Here is a 14,737-nt window from a genome sequence, read left to right as displayed (position 1 = left end):
AGATGGGAACGTCGACGACTGCCGACCGATGCGGCCCCCGGGCCCGGAAGGCGACGGGACCGGACAGCCGTCGCGCCCGAAGGGGCGGCCGCGCCGGTCACGGCACCAGCAGACCGTTTCGGGGAGAGGACAGTGCCATGGCGGACACCGAGGGCGAACGCCGGCCGGCGGGTGAGCTCGAGAGCAGCGTTCTCGCCGCGCTTTGGGCTTCGGAGAAACCGCAGACCGCCGCCGAGGTCAGGACGGCCATGCCGCAGCCGCTCGCGCGGACCACGGTGGCCACCTTGCTGGCCAGGCTCCACGACAAGGGCGTCATCGGGCGCACTCCGGCGGGCCGCGGGTACGCGTACTTCCCGCTGGAGGATTCGCACGGGCTGACGGCACGGCGCATGCACCGGGAACTCGACCAGGACGGCGATCGCAGCACGGTGCTCGCCCGGTTCGTCGACGGCCTCAGTCCGCAGGACGAGGCGGAGCTCAGGCGCCTGCTGGACGAGGACGCCTGAGCCGTCCGCTCCACGGGGAAGCGCCGGGCGGCTTCCCCGTGCGGCGCACCTCGGTGCCCGCCGCGGGAGAGCCGCCCGGCGCTCTCGTCCGTACGGCTCACGCCTTCGCGGTACGTTCCGTTCCGGCGCCGGCGCCCTCTTCCTTCTTTCCGCCGGAGCGCGACGGGCCGGCCGGGGCGAAGAAGACCGCCAGGGTCGGGACGAGGTAGAGGACCCAGACGACGACCTGCACGACGGTCGGGTCGGGCTGGAAGTTGAAGATGCCCTTGAGGAGCGATCCGTACCAGCTGTCGACCGGGACGGCCGTGTGGATGTCGAAGGCGAGGCTGTTCAGCCCGCCGATGAAGTCGGCCTCCTGGAGGTCGTGCACGCCGTACGCGAGGACCCCGGCGGCCACGACGACGAGCATCCCGCCGGTCCAGGTGAAGAACTTGGCGAGGTTGATCCGCACCGCGCCGCGGTAGAACAGGTAGCCGATGACGACGGCGGTGGCGAGCCCCAGGAGCACTCCGATCAGGGGGCGGTGGGTGCCGTCGCTGGATGCCTGGACGGAGGCCCAGACGAACAGCGCGGTCTCCAGCCCTTCCCGGCCGACCGCCAGGAAGGCGGTCACCACCAGGGTGAAGGTGCCCATCCGGAGGGCCTCGTCGAGCTTGCCGTGCAGTTCGGTCCTGAGGTGACGGGCGGTGCGCCGCATCCAGAACACCATCCAGGTCACCAGGCCCACCGCGATGATGGAGAGCGAGCCGCCGAGGGCCTCCTGCGCCTGGAAGGTCATCTCCTGCGACCCGTAGGTGAGCGCGCAGCCGAAGCCGAACGCGATCAGGACGGCGACGAGGATGCCGGTCCACACGGGCCGCAGAGCGTCCCGCCGGCCGGTCTTCACCAGGTAGGCGATGAGTATGCAGACGATCAGACTGGCTTCCAGGCCCTCTCGTAGCCCGATCAGATAGTTGCCGAACATGCCGTCGTCACCTTCTTGTTCTCCGTGGTCTTCATGGTGGGGCCTGATAGGTGGTCAGGTGTCGAACAGCGTGCGGCCCCACCAGTCGTGGGTGTCGCGGACGCCGGGCGGGATCGCGAACAGGGCCGAACCGACGTGCTGGATGTACTCGTTGAGCGCGTCGTGCCGGGACAGCTCCCGCTGGAGCGGTACGAAGCCTTTGCGCGGGTCCCGCTGGTAGGCGAGGAAGAAGAGGCCCGCGTCGAGCCTGCCGAGGCCGTCCGTGCCGTCGGTGAAGGAGTAGCCCCTGCGCAGGATGCGGATGCCGCCGTTGCTGTCGGGGTGGGCGAGCCGGACGTGCGCGGTCGGCTTCATGCCCTTGAGGAACGGCGTGGCCCGCTCGGTGGTCCTGCCCGCCGGGGCGCCCACCTTCTTGTCGCGGCCGAAGACGTCCTCCTGCTCGCCGAGCGGAGTGCGGTCCCAGGTCTCGATGTTCATCCGGATGCGCCGGGCCACGAGATAGGAGCCGCCCGCCATCCAGGGGGCGCCGTCCTTCCCGCCCGCCCAGACGTGCTGGTCCAGCGCCCCGGTGTCCGTGCCGGAGATGTTGCTCGTGCCGTCCTTGAACCCGAAGAGGTTCCGCGGGGTCTGCGCGTCGGGCGTGGTCGACGAGGTCTTCCCGAAACCGAGTTGGGACCAGCGGATGGCGACCTTGCCGAAGCCGATCCTGGCCAGGTTGCGGATCGCGTGCACGGCGACCTGCGGATCGTCGGCGCACGCCTGGACGCACAGGTCGCCGCCGCTGCGCGCGGGGTCGAGCTGGTCCCCGACGAACTTGGGCAGGTCCGCGAGCGCGTCGGGCCGCTGACGGCCCAGATCGAACTTGGCGAACAGGGAAGGGCCGAACCCGATGGTGAGGGTGAGCTGGGACGGTTCCAGCCCGAGCGCCTCACCGGTGTCGTCCGGGGGCGCCTCCGGTATGCCGCCGTAGGCGCCCTCGCCGACGGTCCGGCCCTGCGTCATCCGGGCCGCCGCCTGCGTCCAGTCCTTGAGGAGCTGGACGAAGGCGGCGCGGTCCTCGGTGGTCACGTCGAACGCGGCGAAATGGAGCCTGCCCTGGACCGGGGTCGCGATCCCGGCCTGATGCGCCCCGTGGAACGGCACGGCGCCGCTCCCGGCGTCGTCGCCCGCCGGACGGGAAGCGGCCAGCGCCGCCGTACCGCCCGCCGCGGCGGCGCCGACGACCAGGCCGGCGCCGCCCCAGCCGAGCAGCGCCCGCCGGGAGGGAGAGACGGACGTACTCTCGTCCTCGGTCATGCCCAACCCTTTCGCGGGGCCCGGGGGCCCGTGTTGCTTCGGTTCACGTGCCGTGCGCGACTGGCGCGCCCGGCACGAGGTGGTACGGGTGGCGGAGCGCCGCCCCTACTTGACGACGGCCGCGGCGAGCTTGGAAACCGGCTCGGCCAGGGCGTTCACGGCGTCCGAGAGCTTCTTCCGGTCGGCGGTGGAGACCTTGTCGTAGGAGACGAAGTCGTACGACGACGGGTCCTGGCGGTACTGGTCGAGGAGCTTGTCGACGTTCGCGAACTGGGTGTCCAGCTCGGCCGTGAGGGCCGCGTCGTTCTTGGCCGCGGTGGACTTGAGGAGGTCGTACGCCTTCTCGGCGCCTTCGATGTTGCCCTTGAAGTCGACGAGGTCCGTGTGCGAGTAGCGGTCCTCCTCGCCGGTCACCTTGCCGGTGGCGACCTCGGTGAGCAGGTCGTTGGCACCGTTGGCCATCGAGGCGGGCGTGATCTCCGCCTTGCCGACGCGGTTCTGCCAGTCGGTCAGGTCGCTCAGGAGCTGCGTGGCCAGCTTCTTGTCGTCGTCGGTGATCTTCTTGTCCTCCCAGAGGGACTTCTCCAGCTTGTGCCAGCCGGTCCACTTCTGACCGTCCTCCAGCCCGTCGGCACGGGTGTCGACCAGCGGGTCGATGTCCCCGAACGACTCGGCCACCGGCTCGGTCCGCTCCCAGCCCAGACGGGACGGCGCGTACGCCTTCTTCGCCGCTTCCAGGTCACCGGCCTGCACGGCGTCGGTGAAGACCTTGACCTTCGGGAGGGTCTCGTCGGCCTGCTCCTGGGCATAGGCACGGTAGGCGGCGACCGCCTTGTCCGCCTCGGGGTCGCGCTTCGCCGCGGAGGTGCCGGTGACCTTGAGCGGCTGCCGGAAGCCCTTGCCGGTCATGCCGGGGACACAGGCCACCTCGTAGGAGCCGGCCTTGAGTTCACCGGTGACCTTGTGGGAGGTGCTGGGCCCGATGTTCTCCCGCTCCGCGGCGATCCGCCCGTCGGGGTAGAGGATCTCCACCTCGGTGACCTTGGAACCCGTGCTCTTGATGTCCAGCACCACCTTGCCCGCCGCCACGGACGTCGAGGAGGTCTCGCAAGCGCTGTCGCTCGCGGTCACCTTGACGGTCTGCCCGCCGTCGGCCTTGGCGTCGCTCTTCTCCGTGCAACCGGTGAGGGCGGCCAGGCCGACCACGGCGGCGGTCACGGTCATGGCGGAAAGACGGACGGTACGCATCTCGGGCCTCCTGGGTTCAGGGAAAGGTCGATCGGTGCCCGCGTCCCGGATCCGAATCGGCGATCCCGTGAGGTGAGGCTGACCTAACTTAGCCCTCGAAATCGACCCCGATGAGCCCAACCTCCTGTGACATGCACCTCATTGGGGCTCTCGACTCGCCAACGAACGCGCGGTTTACCACGCTTTGCCCCAGGCGGAGTCAAGGGAGGGCAAAGCATCATGTGGTATAGAGCCTGCCGCTCCCCAACAGGGCATGCCTCACAGTGGAGTCGACACCCTTCGAACCGTCGCGGGCGAGGCTCCGCAGCCTGCGCCGACCGGTCCCGGGGCAGCTATCGACACCGCTGGTCTACTGAACTGTAGACGATACGTGGGTGAGCCGTGCGACGGGAACGGCCGGACACGGCCCACCCCTGAGAGCCCCGACTCCGTTTCCGGGCCGGCGGGTAACCCACGAGGCCCCTCAGGACGACCTCCAGGCCGACGTCGAACCTCTCAAGGACGAAGCCCTTGATGCAGGTGGAGATGACGCCGGCCGCCCCGGCCGCGATGCGGTCGGGCAGACCGGCGGCACGGAAGACGGCCGGCGCGGCTTCGACGTGCGGGCAGCAGTTCGGTGATGAAGGGGACGAGGGTCATGGAGATCCTGGCCATGTCCCGGTGATCCAGCAGGAGTTGCCGTGCCAAGCGGGCGCAGTCGCGCACCTGCTCCTGCCATCGGGCGGGATCCGCGAGGCCGACCGTTCGCGTCGGATCGACGGGCCGTGTCCGGTGCGGCGCACCGCAAGGCGGAGAACCGCGACCGTCACACCCTCACCCAAGACGCGATATATCTTGTTCCGACCCGGCCATTGCGCTATATCTTAATGAACGATCTTAATGAACGCCGTCCTCCGACTGAGCACTGTCCTCCTCCGGACAGTGCTCTCCGCTGCGGCATGTCATCAGTCCGACCATCAGGCGCCGCCCGACCGTGAGCGGCGCTGCCCTTCCACGAGGAGATCCGATGTCCACCACCGGTGTTGCGTCATCCCTGACGCCCACCGACTCCCCGGCGCCCTACCGGTGGCGCTGGGTCGCGCTCTTCGTGATCCTCGCCGCCGAGGTGATGGATCTCCTGGACGCCGTAGTCACCAACATCGCCGGCCCCTCCATGCGGGCCGACCTGGGCGGCGGCGCGTCCACGCTGCAATGGCTCGCCGCCGCGTACACCCTCTCGATGGCCGTCGGACTGGTCACCGGCGGTCGGCTCGGCGACATACACGGCCGCCGCCGGATGTTCCTGGTGGGGGCCGCCGGCTTCACCGCGGGTTCGCTGCTGTGCGCGATAGCCGGGTCGCCCGGCACGCTGATCACGGCTCGCGTCGTCCAGGGACTGTTCGGCGCCGTGATGCTGCCTCAGGGCCTCGGCATGATCAAGGAGATGTTCCCGCCGAAGGAGTCGCAGAAGGCCTTCGGCCTGTTCGGCCCGGTCATGGGGCTGTCCGCCGTGTGCGGGCCGATCCTCGCGGGCTGGCTCGTGGACGCCGACTACTTCGGCACCGGATGGCGGATGATCTTCCTGATCAACCTGCCGCTCGGCGCCGCGGCCTTCCTGGGCGCCCTGCGCTACCTGCCCCGGACCCAGGCCGGCGACAAGCCCCGCCTGGACATCCCCGGCATGCTCCTGGTCTCGCTCGCCGCGCTGCTCGTCATCTTCCCGCTGGTGCAGGGCCGCGAGTACGACTGGCCCGCCTGGACGTTCGCGATGCTGGCCGCCTCGATCGTCGTCTTCGCCGTCTTCGCCGTGTACGAGTCACGCCGCAGCAAGGCGGGGCTGGACCCCCTGGTCGTACCGAGCCTCTTCCGCAAGCGCGGCTTCAGCGGAGGCATGACCCTCGGGCTGGTCTTCTTCTCGGCCATGCAGGGCTTCATGCTCGTCTTCAACCTCTACACCCAGATCGGGCTGGGCTACTCGCCGCTCAAGGCGGGCCTGGTGATGGTTCCCTGGTCGGCGGGCATGATCGTCGGCTTCGGCCTGGCCCAGGCCGTGGCACGGTTCGGCCGGGCCGTGCTGCAGGCGGGCGCGCTGGTCATGGGAGTCGGCGTGTTCGGTGTCTGGCTGACGCTCGACACGGCGGGCAGCGGCGTCGGCCCGTGGCAGCTCCTGCCCGCCCTGCTCGCGACCGGCACCGGAATGGGCCTGCTGATGGCCCCGTTCTTCGACATCGTGCTCTCCAGCGTCGAGCAGCACGAGACGGGCTCGGCATCCGGCACGATGACCGCCGTCCAGCAACTCGGCGGCGCCTTCGGAGTGGCCATCCTCGGCACCGCGTTCTTCGGCCTGCTGGGCGGCTCGATCGCCAGCTCCGTCGACCACCGGGCGGACGGTCTGCGTGACCGGCTCGGCGCCGTCCACGTCACGCCTGCGGCCCAGGACCGTGTCCTCGCGGATCTGCGCCACTGCGCCGCGGACCGCGCCGTCGCCAAGGACCCCGCCGCGACCCCCTCCTCCTGCACCCTCCTGGAGAAGGACGCCCGCTCCGCCGCCACTTCACCCGAAGCCGCCGCCAAGGTGCCCGCCGCACTCCAGGACACCGCGTCCTCCGCCTTCCGCGGCGGCTTCGGCTCAGCGATGAAGACGGTGCTGTGGATCGTGGACGGCATGCTCGTGCTGACCTTCTCCTCGCCTTCCTGCTCCCCCGCCACGCTCGTCCCGAGGAAACCCCCGCCCACTGAGACGGCGCCCGGCCGATCCGCCGCTCCACCGCGGCGGTCGGCGAGGCGCCGCGCTCGGGACCGCGTCACGCAGGTCCGACGGTGAGGAAGGCGCCCCTGGCGGGTCGTCCTGGCTTGCCGACCCGAAAGATCCGTCAGAAAAGCCGGTTGTCGGGTGATCACCTCGACGTCTAACGTCTCCGTCATCGGCGTGTAGCTCAGCAGGAGAGCACCGGGCTCCAGACCCGGGGGGCGCAGGGGCGGAACCTGCCACGTCGGCTTATGAATGACAACGCTGAGCAGCAGCCCCTCGATACGGCCCTCTCCTATCCGGAGGGCCAGCTGGCCAAGGCCTTCATCACCGCGTTGACCCACGAGGATGCCGACACCCGGCGCCGCGCCGAAGTGCGCGGGCAGCGCTGGCGGGAGGTTCTGGCGGCCCTGGCCGCAGGTCGGCTGACGGTCGGTTCGCGTACGCCCGTGGCCGGGTTTCCGCCCTGGGTGACCCTTGAGGTGATGCACGGAGGCTTCGCCACCGGGACCGCGAGCGCGAGCGGCCCGCTCCAGAGCCACGAGACCGAAGCCGCGCGGAGGTTCGGCGTACCCGCTGAACGGCGCGCGCTCTTCGCCCACTGCCTCACCGAGCCCGGACTCGCCTGGTTGTGGGCCCGGTTGGACAGCGGCGGCTACGAGATCGGTGTGCCCGAGGAGGCCGCGCTGCTCACCCTGGCCTGGCTGGTGCGCCGAGGCGAGACCGGCGCTGCGCTCGACCTCGTGGCGGAGCTGAAGCCGTTCGCGGACCGGTTGCGGTTCCTGCCGCGCCCCGGGGACGAGGCCGTGCCCGGCGCAACCGGGGCCGGCGCCACCGCGGCCGTCCACCGGTACACCGTCTCCGAGGCCATCGACACTCTGATACGGCGGCGGCCCAACGCAGCCGTCGAGGCCCAGCGCGAGGCGCTCGCCGTGTGGCAGCCGTTCGGCGACGAGCTGCTCGTCCACTGGTTGCGGACGGCGCGGGACGGCCGCGTCCTCGAACTCGCCCCGGACGCCGGCTGGCTGGCCGAGGGCGAGGTTCTGCTCGGCCGCTACCGGCGGCTGGCGGAGGAACACACCTTGTGCACCAAGCACCGGAGCCCCAAGGAGAATCTGGGCATTCTCCGTACGGCACTGGAGGAGGCCGTCGCCGGGCGGCCGCTGGAACCGCGCCGGCTCGGCCTGCTGCGGCACGCGGTGCGGTCGATGGTGCGGCGGCGTGGTCTGCCCGGCTCGGCCACGCACTCGGCCTTGCGCCGCCGCCAGGCCGAACAGGCGGCGCTGCCTTCCCATCACGCCTCGGCCCAGCTGATGCTGGGCCGGCTCGCGGTGTATCCGCTGGAGGCGGGAATCACCGACGTGGCCCCGCTCCTGGGTCCGGTCACCGAGGAGGAGAGCCGGGAGACCGGTCTGCCCGCCGGAGCCGTCGTCCCGGATACGGTCGCCCGGGTGGTCGGGTCCGCGCTGAGCGCTCCGCTCGGCACGCTCGTGGAGCGGGGCGTCGTCCCGTCCGCCGAGGTCATGGCCCAACTGGTGCCGCAGTTGGTCGCCGCCACCACCGCACACGCGTACGTCGACGAGACGCTGCGAGCCGTGATGGCCGCGAACTACCGGGCGTTCCGTGACCGCCGCTCCTTGCTCCTGCTCGATCTGGAACGCCAGGTGCGCGTCGAGGAACTGCCCTGGGTGCGGGCGGTGGCGGGGCAGCGATCGGCGGCACAGGGCGCGGCGGACGGTGCAGGTGCGCTCTCCGTGCTGCGACACCTGGGCGAACTGGCCGTGCAGGCCTTCCCGGGTACGCTCCTGCCCAACCCGCTGGTCCGCGAGTTCGGAGTCCTCGACCGCGGTTGCGACCTCGGGGCCCCGTTCGTGGAGGAGCTGGCCGCCGACATCTTCATGGGCACGTTCAGCCGGAAGTTCCTCAAGGCCGCGCGGGACGCGGGCGAGTTGCTCGGCGGCACCCTCTACGAGCGTTACTACGGCATCGACTACGCCGCGATCCGCGATCTGGCGATCGTGGAGACGAGCGAGGCCCTGACCCGTCCGGACGGCGCACGCACCTCCCCCGGCTTCGCGCGGTTGTGCGCCGAGCGGGCCAAGGTGACCTCGCACTCCAGGTCGGTCGCGGCGAACGGGACGGTGATCGAGCAGGCGCAGATCCTCACCACGCACAACCTGGCCACTCTGGTGAACCGGGTGGGCATCGCCCCCCGGCCCGGGTGGGCCGATCTGGCGCGCCGCTGCTTCGTGACCGTGTGCCGGCTGACCGCCCGTGTGCACCGCGGCCCGCGGCCGTTGGGCACGATCAAGGACGCCGCGTACGCGTGGCGCCAGATGGTGTTCCACCTGTCCCTCTGCCCGCCCACGGAGCAGCGGCGGGTCGTCGCGGGCCTGTCGCAGGAGGCGGCCCGTCACCCGGCCCATGTCGCGACCCGGCTGGCCCCCGCCCTGGCGGGGCTGGTCCTCGTCGCCGGGGGCGGCACCTTCGACGAGGACGGGACGGCGGACACCGGACGCGCCCGGCGCTTCACGGGGTGGAGCACCGGCGAGCACTGGATGCGGTGACGGATCGGACGCGAGCAGCCGGCGAGGGCGCCGAGGGTCTCCGGAGGGGCGGCCCGGACACCGCCGGCTCCCGCGGCGTCCGACGACGCCCGGAACCGGCCGTGCCCGCCCGTCTCACGACCGGACCAGGGCCAGCACCTCGTCGCGCAGGGTCCGCATGGTGTGCGGGTCGCGGGCCTCGGCGTTGAGGCGCAGGAGCGGTTCGGTGTTGGAGGGGCGGAGGTTGAACCACCAGTCCGGGCCGCTCACGGTGAGGCCGTCGAGTTCGTCGAGGGTGACGCCGTCGCGGTCGCGCCAGGCGGTACGGACGGCGGCGAGGCGCTCCGACTGGTCGGAGACGGTGGAGTTGATCTCGCCGGAGGCGGCGTACCGCTCGAAGCTGCGGGTGAGGGCGGACAACGTGCCGTCCTGTCCGCCGAGGGCGGCGAGGACGTGGAGGGCGGCGAGCATGCCCGTGTCGGCGTTCCAGAAGTCGGCGAAGTAGTAGTGCGCGGAGTGCTCGCCGCCGAAGACGGCGCCGGTGCGGGCCATTTCGGCCTTGATGAAGGAGTGGCCGACGCGGGTGCGGACGGGGGTGCCGCCGTTCTCGCGGATGACCTCGGGGACGGACCACGAGGTGATCAGGTTGTGCAGCACGGTCGCGCCGGGCCTGCGGGCGAGTTCGCGGGTGGCGACGAGCGCGGTGATGGCGGAGGGCGAGACCGGCTCTCCTCGTTCGTCGACGACGAAGCAGCGGTCGGCGTCCCCGTCGAAGGCGAGCCCGAGGTCGGCGCCCTCGGCGAGCACGCGGGCCCGGAGGTCGACGATGTTGGCCGGGTCGAGGGGGTTCGCCTCGTGGTTCGGGAAGGTGCCGTCGAGCTCGAAGTACATCGGGACGACGTCGAGCGGCAGCCCCGCGAGGACGGTCGGCACGGTGTGACCGCCCATGCCGTTCCCCGCGTCCACCACGACCTTGAGCCGCCGGATCGCGGTGAGGTCGACGAGGCCGAGCAGATGGGCGGCGTACTCCCGCAGGGTGTCGTGGTGCGTGAGGGTGCCGGGGCCGGCGGGCGACGGCGCGGGCGCTCCGGTGTCGGTCCACCGTTCCACCAGGGCGCGGATCTCCGCGAGGCCGCTGTCCTGGCCGATCGGCGCGGCACCGGCCCGGCACATCTTGATGCCGTTGTACTGGGCCGGGTTGTGCGAGGCGGTGAACATCGCACCGGGCAGACCGAGCGCACCGGAGGCGTAGTACAGCTGGTCGGTCGAGCAGAGGCCCGTCTCGGTGACGTCGGCGCCTTGGGCCGTGGCGCCACGTGCGAAGGCCCGCGCGAGGCCCGGCGAGGTGGCGCGCATGTCATGGCCGGTGACGAGGGCGCGCGCCCCGGTGACCTGGACGAACGCGGCGCCGAAGAGCTCGGCGGTGGTTTCGTCCCACTGGTCGGGGACGACGCCGCGCACGTCGTACGCCTTGACGAGCCCGGACAGGTCGGTGCGGGGGGCGGGTTCAGTGGGCGCGGCCATGGCCGTCTCCTTCGGGGGACTGCGGTTCGGGGGTGTCGAGGAGCCACACGGTGGTGTCGGGCGGGATCGCGTCGCCGTCGAGCGGTCCGCTGGCCAGGACCGGGCGGCCGGTCACGCCGAGGCTGGTCCAGGACAGGGGCCGGTCCGCGAGGTTGACGACGCAGGTGAGGCCGGAGCGGCGGAAGGCGAGGTACGGGTCGCGGGGCGCCGAGTACCAGTGGGGCGGGGCCGTCGGGTCGGACGCGGGGTGGGCGCGGCGCAGGCGCAGGGCCTCGCGGTACAGGGTGAGTGTGGAGTCGGGGTCGTGTTCCTGGGCGGCGACGGTGTGAGGTGCCCAGTGGTCCGGCTGCGGCAGCCAGGTGCGGTCGGCGCTCGCGGTGGTGAAGCCGTACGGGGCGCGGTCGCCGGACCACGGCAGCGGGACGCGGGAGCCGTCGCGGCCCCGGTCGGTGTGGCCGGAGCGCTCCCAGAGCGGATCGAGGATGCGGTCGTCGGGGATGCGGGCCTGCGGCAGGCCGAGTTCCTCGCCCTGGTAGAGGTAGGCGGAGCCGGGCAGGGCGAGCATGAGCAGGGCGGCGGCCCTCGCGCGGCCGGCGGAGCCGAGACGAGTGACCGGGCGGACGGCGTCGTGGCTGGAGAGCAGCCAGGTGACGGCCCCGCCGCCGGGGGCGGAGAGCGAGGCGTCGATGACGCGGCGCAGCTCGCCCGGTTCCCAGGCGGCCTCCAGGAAGGCGAAGTTGAAGGCCTGGTGCATCTCGTCGGGCCGGGTGTAGCGGGCGAGCCTGGCCGGGTCGAAGACGGCGGACTCGGCGACCATGACCCGCTCGCGCGGGGGTACCGCGCCGGGCGGCGCCGGGTGGGTGTCGAGGAGGGTGCGCCATTCGCGGTAGAGCGGGTGCAGTTCCTCTTGGTCGTAGTAGGGCATGAGGTGGTTGCGCAGCGGGTCCCGGTGCTGTCCGGGCCCGGCGTCGGGAAAGCCCTCGGCCTTGAACAGGGCGTGGGCGACGTCGACGCGGAAGCCGTCCACGCCCCGGTCCAGCCAGTACGTCAGGATGCCGGTGAAGGCGTGCCGCACCTCGGGGGAACGCCAGTTGAGGTCGGGCTGTTCGGACGCGTGGAGGTGGCAGTACCACTGGCCGTCCGGTACGCGGGTCCACGCGGGGCCGCCGAAGGCCGACTGCCAGTCGTTGGGCGGGAGTTCGCCGTGCGGCCCGCGGCCGGGGCGGAAGAGGTAGCGGTCGCGCGCGGCGGAGCCGGGTCCTGCCGCCAGCGCCTCCTGGAACCAGGGGTGCTGGTCGGAGGTGTGGTTGGGCACGAGGTCGACGATGAGCTTCAGGCCCAGGTGGTGGGCGCGGGCGGTGAGTTCGTCGAAGTCCTCGGGGCTGCCGAGGTCGGCGGCGACGCCGGTGTGGTCGGCGATGTCGTATCCGCCGTCGGCGAGCGGCGAGGGGTAGAACGGCGTGATCCAGACGGCGTCGGCGCCGAGCTCCGCGATGTGGCCGAGCCGGGCCGTGGCTCCGGCGAGGTCGCCGGTGCCGTCGCCGTCGGAGTCGGCGAAGGCGCGCGGGTACAACTCGTAGCAGACGGCGTCCTGCCACCAGCTCATGAGGACTCCTGGAGGTGCGGTGGTGCGGTGGGGTGCGGGGCGATTCCGGGGCCGGGTACGGGCTGTTCGGTGCCGGTGTCGGCGGCGAGGGTGGCGGCCTCGGCGACGGCGACGGCGGTGAGGCCGGCGAGCGCGTCGGCGACCGGGGCGCCGCCGTCGCGTGCGACCCGGACCAGGTCGGCGACGGCGGCGCGGACGCTCTCGCGGTAGGCGTGCGGTTTACGGGCCTCGCCGCCGAGGTCGAGGACGGCCCGGACGTGGTGGGGCACGGTGCGTACCTCTCCGCGTCCGCTCGCGGGGGCGGAGCTCCCGGCGTCGCGCTCGACGGTGACGGTGACGCGTTCCCCGCCGTGCGGGCGGAAGCCGTCCACGTGCAGCAGGTCGGCGGCCCGGTCCGGCAGTTCTTCCCAGGCCCGGGCGCCCGCCTCGTCGGTCCAGGCCGAGATCTCGGCGCGGACCGGGATCCAGCCTTCGATCCTGGTCTCGGCGAAACCGTGGTCCAGGCGCATCGACTGGCGTTCGCAGCGGTGCGCGTGGGTGAAGGAGTGGAGGTGGGAGGCGAGGACGCCGCCGGGGTGGAGGACGTCGGCGCTGACCATGTCGACGGGTCCGCCGGGCCGCCGAACGGCGGTCGCGCGCACGCTGACCGGGTCGGTGCCCAGCAGGGCGCGCGCCGCGTCGAAGAAGTGGACGCCGTGCTCGACGAAGATCCCGCCGCTGTGCTCCCGGTCCCAGAACCAGTGGCCGGGGCCGAGGTCCTGGTCGGAGGCGTCGTTCTCGAACATGAACCGGCGCGGGGCCGCGAGCAGTTCCTCGGCCATGAGCCGTTCCAGGGCGCGCAGCAGCGGGTTGTAGCGCAGGACGTGGTCGACGACCAGGGCCCGCCCGGCGCGTTCGGCCTCGCGGGCCACGGCGCGGGCGTCCCGCGCCGTGGTGGCGAGCGGCTTCTCACAGAACACGTGCCGGCCGGCGCGCAGCGCGGCGGTGGCCATCGCGGCGTGCGCGGCCGGCGGGGTGGCGATGGCGACGGCCTCCACGTCCACGCGTTCCAGCAGCTCCTCCAGGGAGCCGAACGCGGGGACGCCGTGCCGCTCGCCGAGCGCCCTCGCCCGTACGGGATCCGGGTCGGCGACAGCGGCCGGGCGCAGCCCGGGCAGGCCGGCCACGGCGTCCAGGACGTACGTCCCGAAGCCGCCGCAGCCGACCAGTCCGAGGCCGAGGGGGGCCGGCGCGGAGGTCATGCGGTGCGCTCCAGGAGGGCGACGCCGATGTGGGCGTCGGCCATGCCGTAGAAGACGTACAGCTCGCCGTCGATCTCCTCGATCGCGGTCGGGAAGACGACGTTGGGGACGGTGCCGGAGCGCTCCTCCTCGGTCTCGGGCGCCATCAGCGGCTCGTCGGAGCGGGCGAGGACCTTGGCGGGGTCGGCCGGGTCGAGGATCATCGCGCCGGCCGCGTAGGAGACCTTCTGGTTCTGGGCGAAGGGGTCCTCGATGTGGCCGGAGACGCCGTGGTGGATGAGGAGCCAGCCCTCGGGCACGCGGATCGGGGCGGGGCCGCCGCCGATCTTCAGGTCCTCCCAGGGGTACGCGGACAGGGCGACGAGCCGGTGGTCGCGCGGGCGGGTCAGGGCGCGGATGTCGGCCTCGACCTCGGCGACGGGTACGTACGAGATCCAGATGCCGGGCCGTTCGTCGGTGATCCCGGCGGGCAGGTGGACGCCCTCGCCGGGGCGGAACCAGCCGAGGTCCCACATCGGGCGGTGCAGCATGGCGTACGCGGGCTCGCCGTCGGGGCCGGGTACCGGCTCCGGGAAGTGGACGACGTCCTTGTTCGGGAAGAGGTTGAGGTCGGTGTCGAGGTCCGGCTGGTAGGCGAACTGGATCGGACCGAGGCGGGTCCACTCGGTCAGGTTCTCGGACACGGCGAGGGCCGGCTTGGGGCCGAGGGGGCCGTAGGCGACGTACGACATGACGTGCTTGCCGAGGGAGGGGACCCAGGTGACGCGCGGGTCCTCGACGCCGGCGTTGTTGGTGCCGCGCTCCCAGCCCTCGTCGGGTGCGAGGACGACGCCGCGCCGCTCGACGCCGCTGGGGACGCCGTCGGTGAAGGTGACCTCGGCGAGGCCGACGCGGGAGACGTTGCCCTCGGCGACCAGGCGCGGCAGCAGGTGCAGGCGGCCGTCGGGGGTGCGTCCCGACGCCGGGTTGAGGACTCCCTCCGCTTCGTCGGCCTCGCCGGGCAGCGGGGACATGACCAGGCCCTTGCGGACGAGGCGGTAGGGGATGGTCGAGGTGGTGCTGGTGGTGCTCATGCGGG

11 protein-coding genes and 1 tRNA gene are annotated in these 14,737 nt (G+C 72.2%); 4 read left to right on the top strand and 8 right to left on the bottom strand.

The window, feature by feature from the left end; translation table 11 throughout:
* Nucleotides 1–137: 137 nt before the first annotated feature.
* Entirely contained in the window at nt 138–506 is a 369-nt protein-coding gene (locus ACWCWD_RS01080) for a BlaI/MecI/CopY family transcriptional regulator (protein ID WP_450769207.1), read from the top strand.
* 97 nt (nt 507–603) lie between these two features.
* Here ACWCWD_RS01080 and efeU read toward each other — a convergent pair whose 3' ends face one another.
* From efeU to ACWCWD_RS01060, 4 genes are all read right to left on the bottom strand, one after another.
* On the bottom strand, nt 604–1,470 hold the full coding sequence (gene efeU / locus ACWCWD_RS01075) for an iron uptake transporter permease EfeU (protein ID WP_450769206.1): 867 nt from the start codon (nt 1,468–1,470) through the stop codon (nt 604–606).
* Nucleotides 1,471–1,524: 54 nt separating this feature from the next.
* A complete protein-coding gene (gene efeB, locus ACWCWD_RS01070; protein ID WP_450769205.1) occupies nt 1,525–2,766 on the bottom strand; it encodes an iron uptake transporter deferrochelatase/peroxidase subunit in 1,242 nt (413 codons plus the stop codon).
* A 105-nt stretch (nt 2,767–2,871) separates the two neighbouring features.
* A complete protein-coding gene (gene efeO, locus ACWCWD_RS01065; RefSeq protein ID WP_450769203.1) occupies nt 2,872–4,014 on the bottom strand; it encodes an iron uptake system protein EfeO in 1,143 nt (380 codons plus the stop codon).
* A gap of 495 nt (nt 4,015–4,509) precedes the next feature.
* Complete coding sequence (locus tag ACWCWD_RS01060) at nt 4,510–4,719, bottom strand: hypothetical protein (RefSeq protein WP_450769202.1); 210 nt, start codon at nt 4,717–4,719, stop codon at nt 4,510–4,512.
* A gap of 301 nt (nt 4,720–5,020) precedes the next feature.
* Between ACWCWD_RS01060 and ACWCWD_RS01055 the strand changes: the two genes are divergently transcribed.
* From ACWCWD_RS01055 to ACWCWD_RS01045, 3 genes are all read left to right on the top strand, one after another.
* Nucleotides 5,021–6,817, top strand: a complete 1,797-nt coding sequence (locus ACWCWD_RS01055; RefSeq protein WP_450769201.1) for an MFS transporter — start codon at nt 5,021–5,023, stop codon at nt 6,815–6,817.
* 101 nt (nt 6,818–6,918) lie between these two features.
* A tRNA-Trp gene (locus tag ACWCWD_RS01050) sits at nt 6,919–6,990 on the top strand.
* Between the two features lie 3 nt (nt 6,991–6,993).
* Nucleotides 6,994–9,309 (top strand): hypothetical protein, encoded by a 2,316-nt coding sequence (locus ACWCWD_RS01045; RefSeq protein ID WP_450769200.1) that lies wholly within the window; start codon nt 6,994–6,996, stop codon nt 9,307–9,309.
* A 114-nt stretch (nt 9,310–9,423) separates the two neighbouring features.
* Here ACWCWD_RS01045 and ACWCWD_RS01040 read toward each other — a convergent pair whose 3' ends face one another.
* From ACWCWD_RS01040 to ACWCWD_RS01025, 4 genes are read right to left on the bottom strand one after another with little or no spacing between them, the layout of a single operon-like run.
* Nucleotides 9,424–10,812 carry a phosphomannomutase/phosphoglucomutase gene (locus ACWCWD_RS01040; protein WP_450769199.1) on the bottom strand — a complete coding sequence of 463 codons (1,389 nt, stop codon included), beginning with the start codon at nt 10,810–10,812 and terminating at the stop codon, nt 9,424–9,426.
* Nucleotides 10,796–12,418, bottom strand: coding sequence for a glycoside hydrolase family 13 protein (locus tag ACWCWD_RS01035; protein ID WP_450769198.1), 1,623 nt, complete (start codon nt 12,416–12,418; stop codon nt 10,796–10,798). The genes ACWCWD_RS01040 and ACWCWD_RS01035 overlap by 17 nt, the downstream gene beginning before the upstream one ends.
* On the bottom strand, nt 12,415–13,659 hold the full coding sequence (locus tag ACWCWD_RS01030) for a Gfo/Idh/MocA family protein (RefSeq protein ID WP_450769197.1): 1,245 nt from the start codon (nt 13,657–13,659) through the stop codon (nt 12,415–12,417). Before ACWCWD_RS01030 ends, ACWCWD_RS01035 begins: the two co-directional genes overlap by 4 nt.
* Complete coding sequence (locus ACWCWD_RS01025; RefSeq protein WP_266714490.1) at nt 13,656–14,732, bottom strand: glycoside hydrolase family 130 protein; 1,077 nt, start codon at nt 14,730–14,732, stop codon at nt 13,656–13,658. The genes ACWCWD_RS01030 and ACWCWD_RS01025 overlap by 4 nt, the downstream gene beginning before the upstream one ends.
* Nucleotides 14,733–14,737 lie beyond the last annotated feature (5 nt).

The organism is Streptomyces sp. NPDC001493, from assembly GCF_053597235.1.
The sequence above is the reverse complement of the archived record's forward strand: the minus strand, read 5'-3'. Positions and strand labels throughout refer to the sequence as shown.

Coding starts and splice junctions, on each gene's coding strand:
- ACWCWD_RS01080 (WP_450769207.1), top strand. CDS start 138: ATGGCGGACACCGAGGGCGAACGCCGGCCGGCGGGTGAGCTCGAGAGC.
- efeU (WP_450769206.1), bottom strand. CDS start 1,470: ATGTTCGGCAACTATCTGATCGGGCTACGAGAGGGCCTGGAAGCCAGT.
- efeB (WP_450769205.1), bottom strand. CDS start 2,766: ATGACCGAGGACGAGAGTACGTCCGTCTCTCCCTCCCGGCGGGCGCTG.
- efeO (WP_450769203.1), bottom strand. CDS start 4,014: ATGCGTACCGTCCGTCTTTCCGCCATGACCGTGACCGCCGCCGTGGTC.
- ACWCWD_RS01055 (WP_450769201.1), top strand. CDS start 5,021: ATGTCCACCACCGGTGTTGCGTCATCCCTGACGCCCACCGACTCCCCG.
- ACWCWD_RS01045 (WP_450769200.1), top strand. CDS start 6,994: ATGAATGACAACGCTGAGCAGCAGCCCCTCGATACGGCCCTCTCCTAT.
- ACWCWD_RS01040 (WP_450769199.1), bottom strand. CDS start 10,812: ATGGCCGCGCCCACTGAACCCGCCCCCCGCACCGACCTGTCCGGGCTC.
- ACWCWD_RS01035 (WP_450769198.1), bottom strand. CDS start 12,418: ATGAGCTGGTGGCAGGACGCCGTCTGCTACGAGTTGTACCCGCGCGCC.
- ACWCWD_RS01030 (WP_450769197.1), bottom strand. CDS start 13,659: ATGACCTCCGCGCCGGCCCCCCTCGGCCTCGGACTGGTCGGCTGCGGC.
- ACWCWD_RS01025 (WP_266714490.1), bottom strand. CDS start 14,732: ATGAGCACCACCAGCACCACCTCGACCATCCCCTACCGCCTCGTCCGC.